The 18,754-nt window shown below is 40.0% G+C and carries 12 protein-coding genes; 2 read left to right on the top strand and 10 right to left on the bottom strand.

What is annotated here, in order from left to right; translation table 11 throughout:
• Positions 1-78: 78 nt before the first annotated feature.
• The gene (locus tag DVR12_RS14095; protein WP_116976349.1) at positions 79-1,059 is read left to right on the top strand and encodes a GlxA family transcriptional regulator; all 981 of its coding nucleotides are present in this window, start codon (positions 79-81) and stop codon (positions 1,057-1,059) included.
• Here DVR12_RS14095 and DVR12_RS14090 read toward each other — a convergent pair.
• Both DVR12_RS14090 and DVR12_RS14085 read right to left on the bottom strand, forming a co-directional pair.
• Positions 1,056-1,493, bottom strand: a complete 438-nt coding sequence (locus DVR12_RS14090) for an SRPBCC family protein (RefSeq protein ID WP_116976347.1) — start codon at positions 1,491-1,493, stop codon at positions 1,056-1,058. The genes DVR12_RS14095 and DVR12_RS14090 overlap by 4 nt on opposite strands.
• A gap of 361 nt (positions 1,494-1,854) precedes the next feature.
• Positions 1,855-2,403 (bottom strand): hypothetical protein, encoded by a 549-nt coding sequence (locus tag DVR12_RS14085; protein ID WP_116976345.1) that lies wholly within the window; start codon positions 2,401-2,403, stop codon positions 1,855-1,857.
• Between the two features lie 133 nt (positions 2,404-2,536).
• Between DVR12_RS14085 and DVR12_RS14080 the strand changes: the two genes are divergently transcribed.
• Positions 2,537-3,658 (top strand): acyltransferase family protein, encoded by a 1,122-nt coding sequence (locus DVR12_RS14080; RefSeq protein ID WP_116976344.1) that lies wholly within the window; start codon positions 2,537-2,539, stop codon positions 3,656-3,658.
• Positions 3,659-3,728: 70 nt separating this feature from the next.
• Here DVR12_RS14080 and DVR12_RS14075 read toward each other — a convergent pair whose 3' ends face one another.
• The 8 genes from DVR12_RS14075 to DVR12_RS14040 all read right to left on the bottom strand — a co-directional run bounded on the left by DVR12_RS14075 (position 3,729) and on the right by DVR12_RS14040 (position 18,569).
• Complete coding sequence (locus tag DVR12_RS14075) at positions 3,729-6,518, bottom strand: M16 family metallopeptidase (RefSeq protein ID WP_116976342.1); 2,790 nt, start codon at positions 6,516-6,518, stop codon at positions 3,729-3,731.
• A gap of 28 nt (positions 6,519-6,546) precedes the next feature.
• Positions 6,547-7,857: a MutS-related protein gene (locus DVR12_RS14070; RefSeq protein WP_116976340.1), complete on the bottom strand. Its 1,311-nt coding sequence runs from the start codon at positions 7,855-7,857 to the stop codon at positions 6,547-6,549.
• 18 nt (positions 7,858-7,875) lie between these two features.
• Positions 7,876-9,204, bottom strand: coding sequence for a MutS-related protein (locus DVR12_RS14065; protein WP_116976706.1), 1,329 nt, complete (start codon positions 9,202-9,204; stop codon positions 7,876-7,878).
• 11 nt (positions 9,205-9,215) lie between these two features.
• A complete protein-coding gene (locus DVR12_RS14060; protein WP_116976338.1) occupies positions 9,216-11,519 on the bottom strand; it encodes a Gldg family protein in 2,304 nt (767 codons plus the stop codon).
• Between the two features lie 22 nt (positions 11,520-11,541).
• The gene (locus DVR12_RS14055) at positions 11,542-12,471 is read right to left on the bottom strand and encodes an ABC transporter ATP-binding protein (RefSeq protein ID WP_116976336.1); all 930 of its coding nucleotides are present in this window, start codon (positions 12,469-12,471) and stop codon (positions 11,542-11,544) included.
• Between the two features lie 139 nt (positions 12,472-12,610).
• Positions 12,611-13,534: a hypothetical protein gene (locus DVR12_RS14050; protein ID WP_147323460.1), complete on the bottom strand. Its 924-nt coding sequence runs from the start codon at positions 13,532-13,534 to the stop codon at positions 12,611-12,613.
• Between the two features lie 26 nt (positions 13,535-13,560).
• Positions 13,561-14,979 carry a RagB/SusD family nutrient uptake outer membrane protein gene (locus tag DVR12_RS27790; protein ID WP_199417109.1) on the bottom strand — a complete coding sequence of 473 codons (1,419 nt, stop codon included), beginning with the start codon at positions 14,977-14,979 and terminating at the stop codon, positions 13,561-13,563.
• A gap of 11 nt (positions 14,980-14,990) precedes the next feature.
• Positions 14,991-18,569, bottom strand: coding sequence for a SusC/RagA family TonB-linked outer membrane protein (locus tag DVR12_RS14040; RefSeq protein WP_116976331.1), 3,579 nt, complete (start codon positions 18,567-18,569; stop codon positions 14,991-14,993).
• Positions 18,570-18,754: the final 185 nt, after the last annotated feature.

Raw genomic sequence — 18,754 nt, 5'->3', positions numbered from 1 at the left:
CAACAGTATAATACAAAATTACATCCTAAGAGGGCAATTTAGACACAATTAAGTATCTTTATAATCAAAGCTTTTTCTATGAAACATCTAACTATTCTTGTTCCGGATGGGAAAAACAATCTTAGCAGTATTATAGGGGCTTACCAGCTATGGATGAAGGCCAATGAATATTGGAAACAAAAAGGGAAACAAACACTTTATAAAATTGAATTGGCCGGTATTTCAGAAAATATAGAGTTTAATGATGGTTTATTTACTGTTAAACCTCATACAAATATTATCAACCTAAAAGAAACAGACCTGATTATCATCCCTTCATTGGATCATAATTATGAAAATACAATTAGTAACAATGAACCCTTAATACAATGGCTTTCTGACCAATACCAGAAAGGATCAGAGATTGCCAGTATTTGTACCGGAGCTTTTCTGCTGGCAGCATCAGGACTATTGAATGGCAAAAGCTGCTCTACACACTGGATTGTAGCTGATAGCTTCAGGAATATGTTCCCTGAAATCAATTTACAAGCCGATAAACTCATTACCGATGAAAACGGACTTTACACTAATGGTGGAGCCTATTCATTTTTAAACCTGATGCTTTATCTAATTGAGAAGAAATATGATAGGGAAACAGCTATTTATTGTGCGAAGGTTTTTCAGATTGAAGTAGACAGGCAAAGTCAATCCAGCTTTCTGATTTTTAAAGGTCAAAAACAACATACCGATGAAGTGGTGAAAGCCGCACAAACTTATATAGAAGATAATCTGCAAGAAAAAATTTCTGCAGAACAACTCTCCTATCGATTTGCTGTAGGCCGCCGGCAATTCGACAGACGTTTCATCAAAGCAACCGGTAACACTCCACTTGAATACTTACAACGGGTAAAAATAGAATCTGCCAAACGTACTTTTGAATCGAGCAATAAAAGCATAAACGAAGTCATGTACGAAGTAGGTTATTCTGATGTAAAATCTTTCAGGGAAGTATTCAGAAAAATCACCGGTATGTCGCCACTCGAATATAAAAACAGGTATAACAAAACAGCGGTGGTTTAGACATTCAGTCTATTTCCGGTAGTAATGTAATTCAGCCATCCTCTACCGAAATTGCTTATCCATCCCCCGGAGCAAGCATTGTAGCATTCAACTGAAGGCACTAATCCTTTATGCGTAAGGCGAACTTCCGTTTTGCCGTCTTTGGGTGTGATATCAAAAATCACGTGGTGCCCCGTCCACTCATTTTTATCTTCAACGAAATTCAAAAAACTATCAGTGATCAGCCAAACAATTTTTTGGCCAGGAACTATCTCCACCAATTTTTGTTTGCTGTAGTGGATATCCTTAAACCGATAAGAAAACTCTTCGTTTAAAGTTTTCGTATCCCCCTCAATTTCTCCATTCCACCAACCACGAACATCCATTATTATATCAAATACTTCGTTGGGCGACTTATCAACTAAATGACTAATCGTAAAATCCTTTTCTTTCATAAAATTCAATTTTTATAGTAATAAAATTACTATTGGCAATACTAACAGCCGGGGGGCAAATTGGACTTTATACAGGCGAAAATCGGACAAACATTCTTTTTATTATGAACTTAAATTTCAGATACAAATTCGATCCATTACTTAAAATCCTGCTACTATGGGGTAAGGTCTGCCAGGAACGTCGGTGGAGCTATTAAAAATAAGCCGGTCGACCACTAATCTTCTGGCTGGCAGCTATATATAAAATTTAAATCTGATAGTGGCCATGCCTATAGCAACTGGGATCCCCAACAACCTGATAATTTTAACTGGGGAATAGGGATCTTTATAAAATGATACTACATCTTATTTATAGTGCTGCTTAAAGCCGCAGACTTATTGAAACATCCCCTCCATCAAGATCCCAAACATGGGATATTTCAATATCAATATTCATTTCTTTCAATGCCTTATCAATTTCAGGAATTAAATTACTACGTTTAAAATAGTGCCATTCATCTATTACACTATCAGACGCTTCCGAACCAAAATAGAAATCGAATCTTTGTGTTCCATCCTGGTTAAGCATTCTTTGATGAAGAACATCATAGAGATTTTTGTCTGTTATTCCGGTAAGAAAGGTACTCATGATTATTTTACGATGTTTAACACTTAATGCGGGTATTTCCAGAATATCCTGATCCTTATTTTCCTCCCTGATTATTCTGTCGGATATTAATCTCATTATTCTATCGGGGTAGGAAGTTTGAACATTTTCCCTTAATGTGAAGTCGTCATTTAACATGGCAACATCACAAATATGAATAGAATAGAACTCGTTGTCTCTTCTGTCATAATAATAGGATTCTTCAGAAAAACCCGGCCGGCTAAACGCCGAAATCAACCAATCGTATATTTGTTCTTTATCCATTGTCTTACAAATTAGCAAATTTGTAATAATGTTTAATCAATAATACCTTCTTATCAAAAACTAATTCAATTTTATCAGAAGCTAGTCAATCTACCTATCCTGGCCTATTTTAATCAGCCTATATTCGAACGTTATGGAAAACAACCTGTTTCAATCTAAAAAACACTATGAGGTATTAGATGGACTAAGAGGATTTGCAGCTCTGTCTATAGTTATATTTCACCTTTTCGAGTTTATTTCGCCCGATTATTCTAAAAGCCCAATAGGACACGGTTTTTTGGCTGTAGATTTTTTCTTCTGCCTCTCGGGTTTTGTTATTGGCTATGCATATGATGAAAGAGCGCCTAAACTTGGTCTTAAAACATTTTTCCGCAATCGTCTGATCCGCTTACATCCTATGGTAATCTGGGGTAGTATAATCGGACTACTAGGATTTCTATTTGATCCATACATTGGTGCAGAATCTGTTGCGCAGGCCGGAATTATCAATATTCTGGCGGCCTTTATCTGTTCACTACTCATGTTACCATATCCATGGCTACCAGGAAGAGGAGGAGGATTGTTTCCTTATAATACACCTGCCTGGTCATTATTTATGGAATATATCATCAACATCGTATATGCTTTTGTGTTGTTACGCCTTCCTAAACGCTGGCTACTTGTTTCATTAGCTTTCTCGACCATCTGGATAACCGCAGTCGCCAGGTACAGAGGATGGATTATTACAGGATGGGATGCACCTACTTTCTTCGATGGTTTCGCCAGGGTATTCTTCTCCTTCCTTGCCGGGTTAACGATTTTCCGCTTTAACCTCGTTATTAAGAACAAACTGAATTTCCTTATTCTTGGTGCTTTACTAATCGGGGTGCTGATTTTCCCTCACAAGGAAAACGATTGGGCTACCGAAATGATCCTGGTAATTATTGGCTTTCCATTCCTTCTGTCACTGGGTGCTGGGGCACAGGTAAGCGGATGGTTAAAGAGCCTGTGTATATTTACCGGTCGACTCTCCTATCCGTTGTATATGACGCACATTTGGGCATCCTGGCTATTTGGCAACTATCTTTTCAAAGCCAAACCCTCAACTACTGAGATTTCCGTTGTTGCCACCATAATATTTTTTGGTTCTGTAGCTCTAGGATATATAGCACTGCGATTTTATGATGAACCAATAAGAAAATGGTTGACAGACCGTTGGGGCAGGAAAAAAGAGGAAGCATTACCAACTAAAGAATTAACTACTTCTGAAGTATAAGAAATTTATAACCTAAAAAACCGTTTCCATCAGGAAACGGTTTTTTAGTATTAGAATGACGGAAGAATCGCTATTTATTCTCCGGTAAGGCCACAAAGCGAATACAATTAGTTCCGCTTAGGTATTTTTTAGACGCTGCTTTTATTGAATTGCCAGTAATCTGATCCAATCGTTTTTCAATATCTGGTAATGCTTTCAACTCTTCTTTTCTTTCCACTTTTCCAACAATATACTGCATCCAGAATTCATTGCTTTCTATCGTTAACTCTACCTGCTTGCGATTTCCAGCTTTAAACTTCTGTAATTCATCACTGGTAGCTCCATTTTTTTGCAAATCTGCAATATCCTGACTAACCAATCCAACCAGATGTTCTACATTCTCAGGTGCGCACCCGAAAGATACATTAATAGAAAAACGCTGATCCGGTTCTCTCGACATTCCTCCCTGAACTGATGGCGTATAAACTTCTCCGGCCTTTTCTCTTAAACTGGTGAGCAACCTGTATTGCAGAATTTCCGATAAAGCCTGTAACTGTAAGCTCTCTGTTTCGGAATATTTACAGTCACCATTATACACCAGCATAACTGTAGCCTTATTTTCTTTCCCTTTTCTTACAGTCTTAATCAGTTTTCCTTTCGGTAATTGTGTATGAATTACAACTGGTTTCTCATTTCTATTCAATGAAGGCAAAGCACCCAGATATTGTTCCAGTAATGGCAGAATACTATCTGTATTGAAATTACCAACAAAAACAAAATTCGCTTGTGATGCATCTGCAAATCTGTCTTTATAAATGTCGAATGCTTTATCAAGACTGATACTATCCAGTCTTTCGAGCGTAGCCGGACTCGTTCGATAATGGTAACTACTCAATACATTATTGATGGTATCTCTAAATACCACACCAGGGTTTTCGTACTTGTTCTTAATTTGTTCTCTCGACTGTGCCATAGCATTTTCGAATAACACAGTGTCTTTACGCGGAGCAGTATATCGCAGGTAAACAAGTTGTAAGGCTGTCTCCAGATCATCCTTGCTACTACCACCATTAACACCCTGATTTCGGCCACCGATATAAGCACCAACTCCAGCTGTTTTACCATTCAATATTTTTGACAATTGAATTGGTGAATAGTCGGCCAGGCCACTACCTCCAATAATTCCGATTGTATTTGAAGCAGTCGGGAAATCCTCGTTGGAATATTTATTTATTCCTCCGGGAGCAAATGATACAAACTGAATCTGATCGTTCTTATAAGAGGTAGGTTTAAGCCAAACTTTCACTCCATTGCTCAAGGTAAGCTGTTCTACACCAACAGCAGGAATACTGGTACGAGCAACTACCTTTCCTCCTTTCGGGATATTTTTAAGCAGAGAATTATTAACGGTAGAATCTTTATACTGCACCAATGTTGATGAAGCAATTTTCGCTAACCAGTTATCTATCGTCTTAGCATCCGGCAGATTATTTTTTTCCTTCTCAGGTGCTAAGATTAAAATATCTCTGTTTATATTTTTGATATATTGATTGGCTACCTGGGTCAGATCATCAACTGTGATACCGGGTAATGACTGTTTTACAAAGTTGTATTCCCAGTCAAACCCCGGAGCGGCAGTTCCGTTGAGGAACAGCTGCTGATATTCGCTAACATAGCTATTTGATGGTACTTTGCTTTTTTCGCGCAAAGATCTTTCCATGCCGGTCATATAGCTTTGTTTGGCGCGATCCAGTTCGGCTTGTGTGAAACCGTAGCGTTTCACCAGCTCGATCTGTGACCAGGTTGCAGCAAATGCTTCTTCCAGCTTACCCGGCTTGGCGGTAACGGCAAACCCAAATTGTTCGAGGCCACCGGTTAAGCCCCCAATACCCGCTTTAACTCTAAATGGAGGATTAGCCTGTTGGCTTAACTCACCCAGGCGGCGAGACAATACCTGGTTAAACAATGCTCTTTTAATCGCATTCAGGTATTCTGTGGTTGTTTTCAATTCAGTTCCGGGGTGCTTTACAAGCAACTCCAGTTCTGTGCTTGTTACTTCCGGATCTGTAACAACGAGAAACTGATTCTTACCGGTAAGTTCTATTTTATAGGCTGGTCTCGGACGTTCGTTTGGTGGATTTTTCAAATCAGCGAATTGTTTTCTGATTTGTTGTTCCACCAGATCAACATTGATATCTCCAACTACGATAAGCGCCTGTAAATTTGGGCGATACCAATCCTTGTAAAAACGCCTGATTACATCTGTATCGAAATGTTTTAGTATACTATCTGTACCGATTGGAAGTCGGTATACGTATTTCGAATTATTGAGTAACAGCGGCATTGTTTGTTTCTGTATCCTATCTGCCACTCCTTCACGTAAACGTTTTTCTTCCAGAATAACACCTCTTTCCTTATCTATATCATCTGTTTCCAATGAAGCTTCCTGGGCCCAGTCGCGCATGATATCAAGCCCTTTGCTGATCAGGGCAGGATTATCAGTAGGAATGGGTAACTGGTAAACCGTTTCGTCGTATGACGTGTAGGCATTCAGATCGGCCCCGAATCTTACCCCTATTTTCTGCAAATAATCTATCAGGTCATTTTTAGGAAAATGAGTGGTTCCATTAAAGTTCATGTGTTCCATAAAGTGAGCCAGTCCTTGCTGGTCATCATCTTCCAGGATAGAACCCACTTTATTGACCAGGTAGAATAGAGCACGTTTTGCCGGTTCATTATTCTTTCTGATATAGTATGTAAACCCATTGGGTAACTGCCCTGTTCTTACGGCTGTATCTAATGGTATAAGCTGAGCCTGTGCGGTACATTCATTTGCTAACATGAACATCAAACCGGCAGCAAGCCAATGACGATAATGCATAGTTTATCTTTTTGTTGTAACGTATTCCTTAAAGCATTTCCAGTATTCCTTCATTCTCGATGATGATCATTCCCTGCCTGTCGGCGGTAATACCTTTTTCGAGACGATAGGTATACTGGGGAACATTTGCTTTCATAACAGTAGGGAGAAATTCGAACTGGATCTGACTGCCTTTTTCCATCAGCGCATGTCCTGCTTCAAAAATATGAGTTGATATAATGAAGAAACAGTCTGTAAACGCGGTGAATGCGTCGGTTACAGCCAGAGTGGCATCATAGGCATCCTTGACATTAGTTCCTTTGAAAAGTTCATCGAAAATGACAAAGATCGATTTACCTGCTGCTACTTCTTCTGCAACCTTTTTTACCCTCAGTACTTCTGCATAAAAATGGCTATAACCCATATTTAAATCATCCGGTACATTCACAGAAGAATAAATTCCGTCCAATACAGAGAACTCCAATTCCGAGGCAGCTACCGGAAAGCCCATATGAGCAAGATAGATCATGATACCGGTGGCTTTCATCAGGGTCGATTTTCCGGCCATATTTGCACCGGTAAGGAATAAGATATTGCTCTTACGATTGAAAGAAAGCGGGTTAGCCACAGCATTGCTGAGGCCAGGATGTCTTACATCCTTTGCAATCAGGATATTTTTCTCTTTTGGCAGTGCTTTGGCATAGGTGAAATTCCTTTCATTTGAGACTTCTGCTACTGTGATGAATAAATCGATTTCGTAAGTCAGTTCCAGTAACTGCTTTAACTGGTCACGAAATACTCCAGTGAGCAAATGATGCAACTTTACTGTTTGCAGAAAAGATCTATTTTCAGTTGCCAGGTTTAGTCCGGAGTCTTTTAAAATATTCAGGAGTATAGTTACCCATTTGCTCCAGGGAGAATTTTTATCGCGCCCTTCTAACTGAAGTCTGGCAGCTAGTTCCTTGCTGGTTTTCAGCATCTGTATGCTGCTTTCAATACCTGTCAGCTCTAATTGATAAGCATCATCTTTCACCAGTACTTCAGCCACTTTCTTTCTGCCGGTTTTAAGCAGAGCCAGAAAATAACTGTCATCATTGCCCTCATCCAAATAAGATTCCATACGTTGGAGTACGGAATCTTCAAATGGGAAGGATATTTTACTGGCGCTGAAATAACGGAAGGTTGCACTTCTGCTGTTAATTTTATCAGGATCGGTTAATGGATGCTGAAACATTGAATCCAGTAACTTCTCGGCTCCTCTTGTTTTTACCTTGTTAAAAAGGTTAAACACAGAAGCGGGATTATATTTTCCGAGAACAGATAAATCGTCGAGCGTTTGTTTGTCGGCTATCAAGTTCATTATATGCTTCTTTACTGATTATTTCCTGGATAATATATCCAGGATGCCCTCATTTTTTATAATTATCATACCATGCCTGTCGGCTGTAATACCTGGTAATAGCTTGTGAGTATATACCGGCTTATTTCCTTCCATTAACGTAGGTAGATATACGAAATTGATATTCTCACATTTTTCTTTAAGCACCTCTCCTGCCTCTATAATGTGAGTAGACACAACAAACATGCAGTTTTTCCTACGTGCAACCGCACTGGTTACAGCAATTGTAGCTTCATAGGCATCTTTTACATTGGTACCTCTGAATAACTCATCGAAAATTACAAACAGATATTTATCTCTGCTCAATTCCCTGGCAATATTTTTAATCCTTAATACTTCTGCATAAAAATGGCTGGCCCCGAGGGTCAGGTTATCTGGTAGATTGATGGTAGTAAAAATTCCATCTCTTACAGAAAATTCCATCTTCGATGCGGGTACCGGAAAGCCCATTTGCCCCAGGAACATAGCAATACCTAATGCCTTCATGAATGTTGACTTCCCGGCCATATTAGCCCCTGTCAGGAAGATAACATTACCATCAGGAGTGATTTTGAGAGAATTCACAACCGGCTTTGTTAATCCGGGATGATAAAAATCTTCCAGTACAACAGTCTGGAGCTCACGCTCCAGAGCCACGGGAAAAGTAAACTGTCGGCTTACCGCAATCCTGGCAACTGATAAGTATACATCTGCCAGATATATACGCTGCAGCAATTGCTTCAAACTATCACGATGCCTGAAGCGAAGTACTTTATCGTACTCCGCTACTTGGGCAAATGACAATTTATTTGATGTAACGACCTTTAACAAAGGTTGCAACTCTTCTATTTTCAGTAACTGATCAATAGTTTCCAGTTCCTTACTATAAGGTATTTCAGTAACGCGCTGTCTGATGCTATCAGCAAAATTTACAGTGGTCTGCAATATATTAATAAGGCTCTCAACCCCTTTCTCAATAGCCTTAAACGCCGTGTCTCCGGTGATAAGGCTATTGAGTTTTCGACTTAGGGTATCTGGCTGATCAGTAAGCCGGCTACGCTCATCTGTATTTTGCAGGTACTGTTCTGCTGCATCAAACCAGGTTGCATCATAGGGGAATGAAACATCTTTTGATGCAAATGCCCGAATAATAGAACTCCGGGCATTGATTGCCTTTACATCTGCTAATGGATAACGGAACATTTCTTCCAGGAGCTCAGAAGCACCTCTGGTGTAGGTTCTGTTAAAGATCGCGTATATGCCATCATCATTTCTCTTCCCGAAAATATTCAGGTCGGTCAACGTTTGTTTATCGGTCATCAGGCTCATACCAGCTAATTTTATTTTCTTTTTCTCCTGATCAATAATATAGTGCTGCCAATCAGCAAAATTCCAGGTATTACCCACATTAGCCCATATCTTACAACTTTCAGGCTTTCCTTGGTAAGTTTAATTTCATTGTCGGAAGACGACGGGCGGCTTACATCTACAGGTACAGTACCATAGGATAGCCAATGGAACATCCCCGGAATCAGGGAGAAGTTAGATGCACCATAATACTTAATTGGTGGTTTCATACCGGCATTGCTGATACAATCTGCATCTCCAACAATCATGATACGTTGTTCCTTACTTCCTACGTTTCGTGACAATGCCATGGCGGTTACAAAACTATCTACTCTCTCACCGGACGCAACATCCACAGTTGCAGAATCATTTACGAAATCTATAGTTTGCAATTCATTCCATGTTTTCATAGTATCTACCGTCTGCAGTACTGGTATGGCCTTGAAACCTTTATTTTCAGCCAATTCGAGTCCGGCTGCTTTAACCATTCCCACATATCTGCGTTGTTCTAACATCATTCTATATACTTCAGCCAGTTCTTTGGCAGCAGCAGTTGGTACGCACATTACAGCATTGGCTGCAATATCCTGTTTAGGTTGTACAAGTTGGCCTGGAACTGTTTTCACTCCAAACTGATTGATGAAAGATTCCATAACAGCAGAACCTGGCTTCAGTGTTACCACCAGATTTCCTCCATTGGCAATGTAGGTATCGATTTTCTTTTTGGTAACAGAATCCATTGCCTGTTGCATATCGGCAATAACAATGATATCTACTTCCTTAGGAATTTGTTTATCTCCTGTGAGGTCCAGATTTTCTACATCACAACCCTGATTGGTAAGTGCATAGCGGAAAGTTTTTACAGAAGAAAAGAGTGTATAGTCTTTGTTTCTTTCTCCTTCGATCTTTCTTTCACCTTGTCCTTGCAGGAATCCAATTCTTGGCAGTTTCATTACCATTCGTTTGAATACTGCGGTAACTTCTGCTTCGTCAGGGAACTTCATCATATCGTCATAAATCCTCAGGAAGGCTTTCTGACCATTTTCTCTTTCAACCAGGCGAACGAAGGTGTTTCCTTCATCGGTAAGGTTGATTTGTTTTTTAATCTGTTCCGGAGTCAGGAAAAGATTGATATCCAGATCGTGGAGCTCAGCTTCTTTCTTAGCCATTTCGGCCAGTGACTTATTCTTATATACAAAGTCGAGACGTGGATTATTACTTGGTTTATCGTAGTAATAAACGTATTTCAATTTTGTTTCAGGCTTAAAACGGATATATTGTTTTAGGCGTTGTTTATCTTCATTTACCTGAGTAGGTGCGCCATTATAATATTCTCTGTCGAGCAGGTTTACGTAGGTAGTAATGGTTAGTCCACCGTCTAGCTTTGCCATCACCTGCTGACTTTTTGGAGTCAGTGTATTACGCTTGGTTTCAGTAGTATCGTAGTAAGCCATAAATATTGGCCTGGATGTTACGTATCCGAGCATCATAGCTGCGAGTACAACAACTAAATATTTGCCCCATACCACTGCGAAGGATGAATGAGTGCGGTTTGCCTGTAATTTTTGGATACTCAGGGTAAGGAACATGCATATTACAATCAGGAAGTACAACACATCTTCAGAACAGATCAGCCCATAAACCATTTCATTGCAACGGCCCGAAATTGATAGCCAGTAAGTGATATCACGTACAAAGCTGATATCCTGCCATACTTTATTCATGTAGCTGAGCATAGCCAGTAATACCAAAGTACCTAATGCTGCAACTACCTGGTAAGAGGTGAGGCTCGACATAAACAAACCTATGGCACTATATGCGCACATCAGTAAGTAGATAGCCAGAAGGCCAGACCATACGGAAGGGAGATCAAAATTAGGAATTGTGCATAATCCGATTATTACATAAACCATGATTACACCTGTAAGTATCAGGCTATAGATCATCATCGCCAGGAATTTACCACGGATGATCTGCGAGGAAGTTACCGGAGAGGAATAGAGTAATTTGATAGAACCGCTGCTTAGTTCCCGGCTCATAAGCCCCATTGTAAGTAAAGGCATATAGAGGTACAGATAATTCTGAACGGCAGATAATAAGCCAAGATTGCCCGTGAATATATTGGCAGTAATAAATCGGTTAGCGAAGCCCATGTTCTGAGCTCTCAGAATCTCCTGAAGGCGGCCTGCAAACATCATCCCAGTCTGGAAGGTAAAGACAATCAATATCATCCAGGCAATAGGCGAATAAAACAAGGTAAATAGTTCGGCCTTGGCTATTTTATAAATTCGTCTCATTTAATATCTTATTATCAGATTTTTATTTGATTTGTTTTTTCGACAAACGAGCAAATACTGCATCCAGAGAGCTTTTCTCTATCATCAGTTCCATAAGTCCCCACTCATTGCTTACGCTGGCATTTGCCAGTCGCTGTGCTGTTTTCTTCTCTCCATCATAACCTAATCTAAAGCGGTAGGGAGTTAACTGTTCTACAGACCGGATACCTTCTATCTGCTGTAATACCTCATTTAATGGCGGCGAATCAAGGGTCACAACAATGGTATTAGGTTCGATATAGTTATTAAACATCTCTATACTTCCGGAAAACACCATTTGTCCTTCTTCAATCATTTTGATCTCCCGGCATGCAGCCTGTACTTCTGTAAGGATGTGAGTCGATAACAAAACAGCTCTATCAACTGCGATTTGTTTGATCAGGTTACGCACCTCCACAATCTGGTTAGGATCTAATCCGTTGGTAGGTTCGTCGAGCACTACAAATTTTGGATTATGTACGATTGCCTGTGCAATGCCTACACGCTGCTGATAACCACCAGAGAGGTTACGTAACAAACGATCTCTGAAATGCGCAACTCCACAGCGTTCCAGTGCTTCCTGTACGGCTTTCTTCACCTGTTTTTTTTCTACCATCCTCAGGTCGGCACAGTAGGTAAGATATTCTTCAACAGTAAAATCCTGATACAGCGGTAATTTCTGAGGCATAAAACCAATATTTCGTTTAGCCTCTACCGGATTATCTTTCAGGTTGATCCCATTGATATATACTTCACCTTTCGATTGTTTCAATACTCCACAGATAATGTTCATGGTTGTAGACTTACCGGCTCCGTTAGAACCTAATAAGCCAACCACTCCCTGACTGCTGATTTCAAAATTTATATCTCTGACTGCCCACTGGGAAGCGTACCGATGAGATAAGTTTTCAACTTTTACGATGGTGTTTTCCATTCATTACGGATTGTTTATTAAATAAAATAGCAGGCGTAAGCTTCTGCTTACACTAATAATGGATTGTATTATGATTTGTAATTGCTATTGATATTTCCGTCGCCCGGCCCTGATAGCCGGACGACAGAAATAATCAGGATCAATAGGTAGCATTAGCTATAGCACGTACGTCTATCTGATATTTTGATTTGAAATAATTTACAAGGATGTCGAACTTCTGCTTAACTAATGGGTAAGCCAGGTAAGACTGCATCTGAGCATCCGTGCGTGAAAGTATATGCAGGAGGTAAGAACTCAGATCACTCGGCTTTGCATTTGGCCATGAGTAAGTACCATAATACCATTCAGAAGCAACGGTTCCTGTATAGGAAGTAGGTAAAAATCCACGCTTTCTGAATGCATCTACGTTTGCCGGGTTAGCAGCATTAATAGGAGAAGTCGGATACGTTACATAGTCACTTACTTTATAGAAAGCATCCGGAATATCAAGGATTTTATTCTGCAGATAATAATTCCATATAGCACCTATAATTACATTTCTCTTGGCTATTTTCTGGTCAGACGTCATCGTACTTAAAGATGCATTCATACCTGCAAATGTTATAGATTTGCCTACAACTTTATAGTCGAAATACAGATACTCCATACCTGGAGGATAGCCTGCACCACGATATTGCTTAATACTATCTGCCATTAATACACGATAGGGAATACCTTCAGATTTTTTAAAATTATCCGGTAAAAACTTCAACCAGATATCATTTAAATAATTCAACATATCCATTGTATAGGCAGGATTACCCAATACAACTGTATCGATTTTAGAAGATGCAGTACCAGCAGATTGCATCCACTCAAAATCTTTCTGCGTGTATATATACAGGAAATAGGATCCATAGCTTTTATAAAGCTCAATGATCTTATCGTTGGCTTCCTTAGGAGCATTTCCCTGTGGTAAGGTATAATCTTCCCTGATCGGAACAGGAGGCCCGATCTTTACATCTTTCTTACATGAAAACAACATCATGCAGAAGATGCAGTTGATAATGAATATATGCTTCATGTTATGATTTATTACTTGTTAAAGAATTAATGACCAACTCTTTCCGGCATTGTACCGGAAGCGTTTTGTTTCAGTTCAGGATTTCTGATCAGCAAACTGTTTGGGAATGGCAGTGTATACATCGGATCTTTTGCCGCCAGCTTGAATTCCTGTATGGATTCACCCAAAGCATTCTGATAACGATGCGTAATTTCAGGCATGCCATAACGGCGCAGATCGAACCAACGGAAACCTTCAAAGCAAAACTCCTTACGGCGCTCTTCTCTGATAGCCTGCAACAACTGATCTTTATCCGTAATATTTACATCAGTATAGCCGATGATACGGTTACGTCTCAAATCATTCAGATCTTTCAGTGCTGGTCCGGGATTATTCAATTTAACATTTGCCTCTGCCCTGTTCAGCAATGCTTCCGGAGTACGAAGCGTTTGCGCCAGGTCTAAACCAATCGGAAGTTTTGAAACTAACGGAGTAAGGCTTCTGTCCTGTACCTGAATACCTACATTAATGCGTACATCCTTTGGATCGAACGTTGCACGGAATGGGATAGAAGGAACATAAGTAGTTTGATTTGGTTGGGTATTACCTCCAAACAACCATTCAACTTCCGGATTATTGTAATTCAACCAGGTAGTTGTATATCCGGTTAAATTAGCAATCTGGCCTCCCTGTTCAAATACTTTATCTGCTTCTGCACGACTTTCATCCCATTTCTCCATATATAAATAAACCCTTGATAAAAGAATATGAATCGCAGGTTGATTAATATGATAATCCTTACGTACAATAGGTAATGCGTCCATTAACCGGGAAGCTTCTTTAAGATCAGCAACTACCCTGTTGTATACTTCTGCAACAGTAGCTTGTGGCATAGAACCAGCCACAATACCTGAATTAAGCTTTAACGGGATACTTAAAGCCTGAGGATTTTGAGTATAAGGCTCTCCGTACAGATTCACCAATCGGAAGTAATACAGCGCGCGTACAGCTAATGCTTCTGCCTTAACCCTGTCTTTCTCCTGTTGACTACCAATCGACTGATCAATATTTTCCAGAACAGCATTACAGCCCATAATCCATTTATAATATCTGAAATAAGCTGTAGATCCCGGATCTTCAGCAATCAGATCGCCCAATCCATTTCTATCTGCCAACCGGGGTTGCCACGTAAAAAGCGGGAAGTATTGAATTGCAGGATTTGTACCTATTACCGTGGCTTCTCCGTTTGCATATTCCCAAAACAGATCTACATCATCATCCAGGAAATAAACAAAACCCATAGGCTCAGAATTATCCATATATCCCGAACCCATCAGCAATTCTCTGTAGTCAATTGCCGTTTTAGGAATTACATCACTTTGTGACTTCTCCTCCAGAAATTTTTTACAACCGCTTAAGGTTACTAAACCTGCAAAAGCAGTAATCATGAATATTTTAAGTCTCATACGCTTCATTGTTAGAATGTCATGTTAAAAGATATTGATGTCATTCTGCGGGCTGGCCATCCGGCTGTTTCAGGATCATATCCTCTCCACTTTTTATCAAATGTTATGAGGAAAGGATTGGTCAGACTAAGAGAAGTACTTAAACGCTTAACGTGTACTTTCTTAAGTAATTTCTGATTGAACTCATAATTAAGAGAAAGCTGGCGGCAACGAATAAAATCAGCGCTGGCAACCATATAATCAGACTGATTAAATAAATCGTATGGCGACATATAAGCAGGCGTCAGTAAAGGCAATGTAACTTGCATTCTATTAGGATTACCTGTTGGAATTGCAGGAACGTTGGTAAACTGCTCATCTCCCGGTTGTTTCCAACGATCATTCAAAATACGAGGTACATTTTGTTCCGGAGTTGGAGCCCCACTTTTGTTGTAATAAACAGGAGTGCGCTTGCTGGCTCCGAAAGCCATTGCAAACTGAGAATAGAACGAGATATTCTTATATCTGAACATGGTATTGAAACCACCGGAGAAATCAGGTTCCAGTTTTCCCGATTTTACCAGGAAATCCAGTTGATTGGAGGTTGGTTTAATGTCCAGATTATTGAAAGTAGGTCGTCCAGTCATATGATCTAACCCTTTATATGCATAGGAATAAAAAGTAGAATAGGCTTCACCGTTAACAATTGCAGAACCATTCAGAAAATCGGCCAGCGAATTAACTCTTTGGTTCTCCTGTAGTTTGTTTCTTGCCAGACCGGTATTCACAGAAAACTGCCACATAAAATCTTTGGTACGTACAGGAATTAAGTTGATGATCAGATCATAACCATAGTTAATCATCTGAGATCCGAAGACAGTAGCAGCGTTCATTCCATTTTCAACCGGAACTTCTCTTGAAGCCAGGATGTTACTGTTTTTCCTGTACCAGTTGGCAGTGGCATTAAAGCGACCATTCCATACAGAGAAATCGATCCCCAGATTCCAGGATTTAGTTTTTTCCCAACCCAGATCTGGATACGGCAATGATTTAATGTTGAGTGTATATTGTTTGAAAATGCTGCTCAAACCACCATCAGTTGCAATCAGATAAGGAGAAACTGCTTCCACCGCATTACCCTGGAAACCATAGGTAGCATAGAGATCAAAAGCATTCAGCCATTTTTGTTTGCGCAGGAATTCCTCATTTGCAACGCGCCATCTGCCACCTACTGACCATGTAGGTTGGAAGCGTTTATTTTTATCCTGTCCGAAACGGTTGGAAGCATCCAGACGCGCATTGAAGTTGAAAATATATCGTTGATCGTAGCCGTAAACTGCCGAGAAATATTCGCTCAGGTAATTACTCTGCTGGTTTACAATCCTGGAATTAGTGCGCATCAGTTCATTGAGGTTCGTAGCCCCAAAACTGGAAAGCATAACAGGGTTTAACGGAACCGGTGCAAAACTTTCTCCGCGATAGCGCAAATAACCGTAACGGGTATTGGTACTTCCTTCCTGTAAAGAAGACCGGGCCTCTATACCACCTTGTAAAGTGGTGTTGTGGCGGGTACCAAACAAGCGATTATAAATCAAACTATTCCTGAAAGTATATCCTTTATTGGAAGCATTTTCCAATTGTACTAATCCTCCGAAAGGTATACGGCTGGCTAATTCCTGAGGAGAATTCGACAATACACTTCCGAATTCATAGCCTCTTGTTTGCGTAATATAGTGAGTTAACTCAGTTGCATATGACTTAACATTAGAGGATGCAGAAGTATAGGATAACAACCCCTGGTAGTCTAATCCCTTAGCTATTTGGTAACGAACATCTACTGTACTGGCGAGTGTTGTAGATAAATTTCTGTTGCCTGAGTTATTAATTTCATTTTGAATATTATAGAGGTATGAAAATTTGCTAGGAATAACCGTGCTGGATTCTCCAAGTTTCTCATGGTAGAACAGAGTTCCATCATCATTATACATAGGAATAGTCCTGGAAGTTTTATAGGCATAATCAAAAGGATTTACGCCATATGCAAATCCATTTGTTTCACGTATAGTTCCATTCAACAGGAAGTTCACAGTCATACGCTTTCCGAATCTGAGCGTAGTATTGGAAGATGCAGAAAAAGTACTGAGATCATTTCCTTTTGCCTCGCCTTTTTGCTGTTGCATGCTGAAGGATGTTCTGTTAGTAATCTTTTCAGTACCTCCTGAAATGCTTATGCTATGGTTCTGATTAAATGAATTACGGAAAAGCAGCCCAAACCAGTCGGTATTTTGCTGTTCCATTTTTCTATATTTCTCAACATACGTTGCATAATCTATTTGCTTATTCTGAAGTTGCTGGATTAAAGCACCGTAGCCAATCGGTAATATGGTATTGGTATAGCTGTCGCGAGCCTCGTAAATATCTTTAGACAATTGCATTAGTTCCTGGGAGTTCATCAGGTCGTACATGCCATAGGAAGGTCTTTGACCCACAGACAGATTGGAAGTATAGGAAACTGCCAATTCGCCCGGACGTGCTTTCTTGGTAGTAAGTACGATTACCCCATTTGCAGCCTGAGAACCGTAGATTGCTGTTGCGGAAGCATCTTTTAAAACGGTAATAGTTTCAATATCGTTTGGATTGAGCCAGGAAATTGCGTTGGATGCAATTAGTCGAAGCTCCTTCACATCACCGGCCAATGATCCGTTTCCATTGGGAATGGGTAAAGGATCGCGCTGAATAACTCCATCCACTACCCAAAGTGGTTCCTGATTACCTAATAAGGTAGAAGTACCGCGGATACGGATTTTAGGATTAGCACCTACCTGACCAGATTGCACCATTACAGACATACCAGGCACTACGCCCTGTAACATCTGATCGATACTGGTTTCACCTGCGACTTTAATATCATCAGCTTTTACTGAGAATACAGAACCTACATAACTGCCTTTATTTACGTTCATGTATCCGGTGATTACTACGTTGTTCATTTCATAATCCTTGCGGTTCAACGTAATATTCATCACCAGGTTATTTCCTTCGGTAACTAATAAGGAACTAGCCTGAGTCTTATTAATAGCATAGGCTGTATAAACACTACCTGAATTTTTCACCCCTATTTCCATTGATTCGTAACCAAGAATAGAAAGTTGAAGTACGGTTTCTTCGGGCAGGTGAGTAAAATAGAAAGTACCATCAGCAGTAGTAATAGTACCTCTGACGGTATTTTTAATACGAACGGAAACTCCGGGAAGTGGCTCACCGTTGGAATTTTTGATGGTACCTGTTATGCTGATAGGAGGAGCATAATTGTTTGAAGCCTTACGGGAAAGAACTATGGTTTTATCCTTAATAAGATAAGTAACCGGAAGATCTTTAAGCATGGCGTCAAGTAAGTCTTTCAGCGGCATATCTTTGGCTGAAAGAGAAACAGTAGCACCTTCACCGATAGTATTGGTATTACTAAAAACTACATAACCTGTTTGTTGCTTGATGGCAGAGAATACGTTTTTGAAAGGTATAGTTTTCCCGGATATAGTAACAGTTTGCGCGTTTCCCGCTGCGGCAGCCTGCAGGATAACAGTTGTTAATAACAGTACGGTTAGTCTCATGGCGAGATAGATTTTGGTTAGGCCAAATTGCTTCCCCTGACAATCGGGGGGCCAATAGCATTTTTTTTGCATAAATTGCACAAGATTTGGTTGTTAATAAATGAGAATTCCAATAGACCATTTAAATACAAACCAGGTCAAATCCACCGTCACGGCCGCAATCCGTGACGGTTTTTTTTAGTGGT

Source organism: Chitinophaga silvatica (assembly GCF_003419895.1).
GTDB classification, from domain to species: Bacteria; Bacteroidota; Bacteroidia; order Chitinophagales; family Chitinophagaceae; genus Chitinophaga; species Chitinophaga silvatica.
Note: the sequence above shows the minus strand (reverse complement) of the source record. Positions and strands in the feature narration are given on the sequence as shown.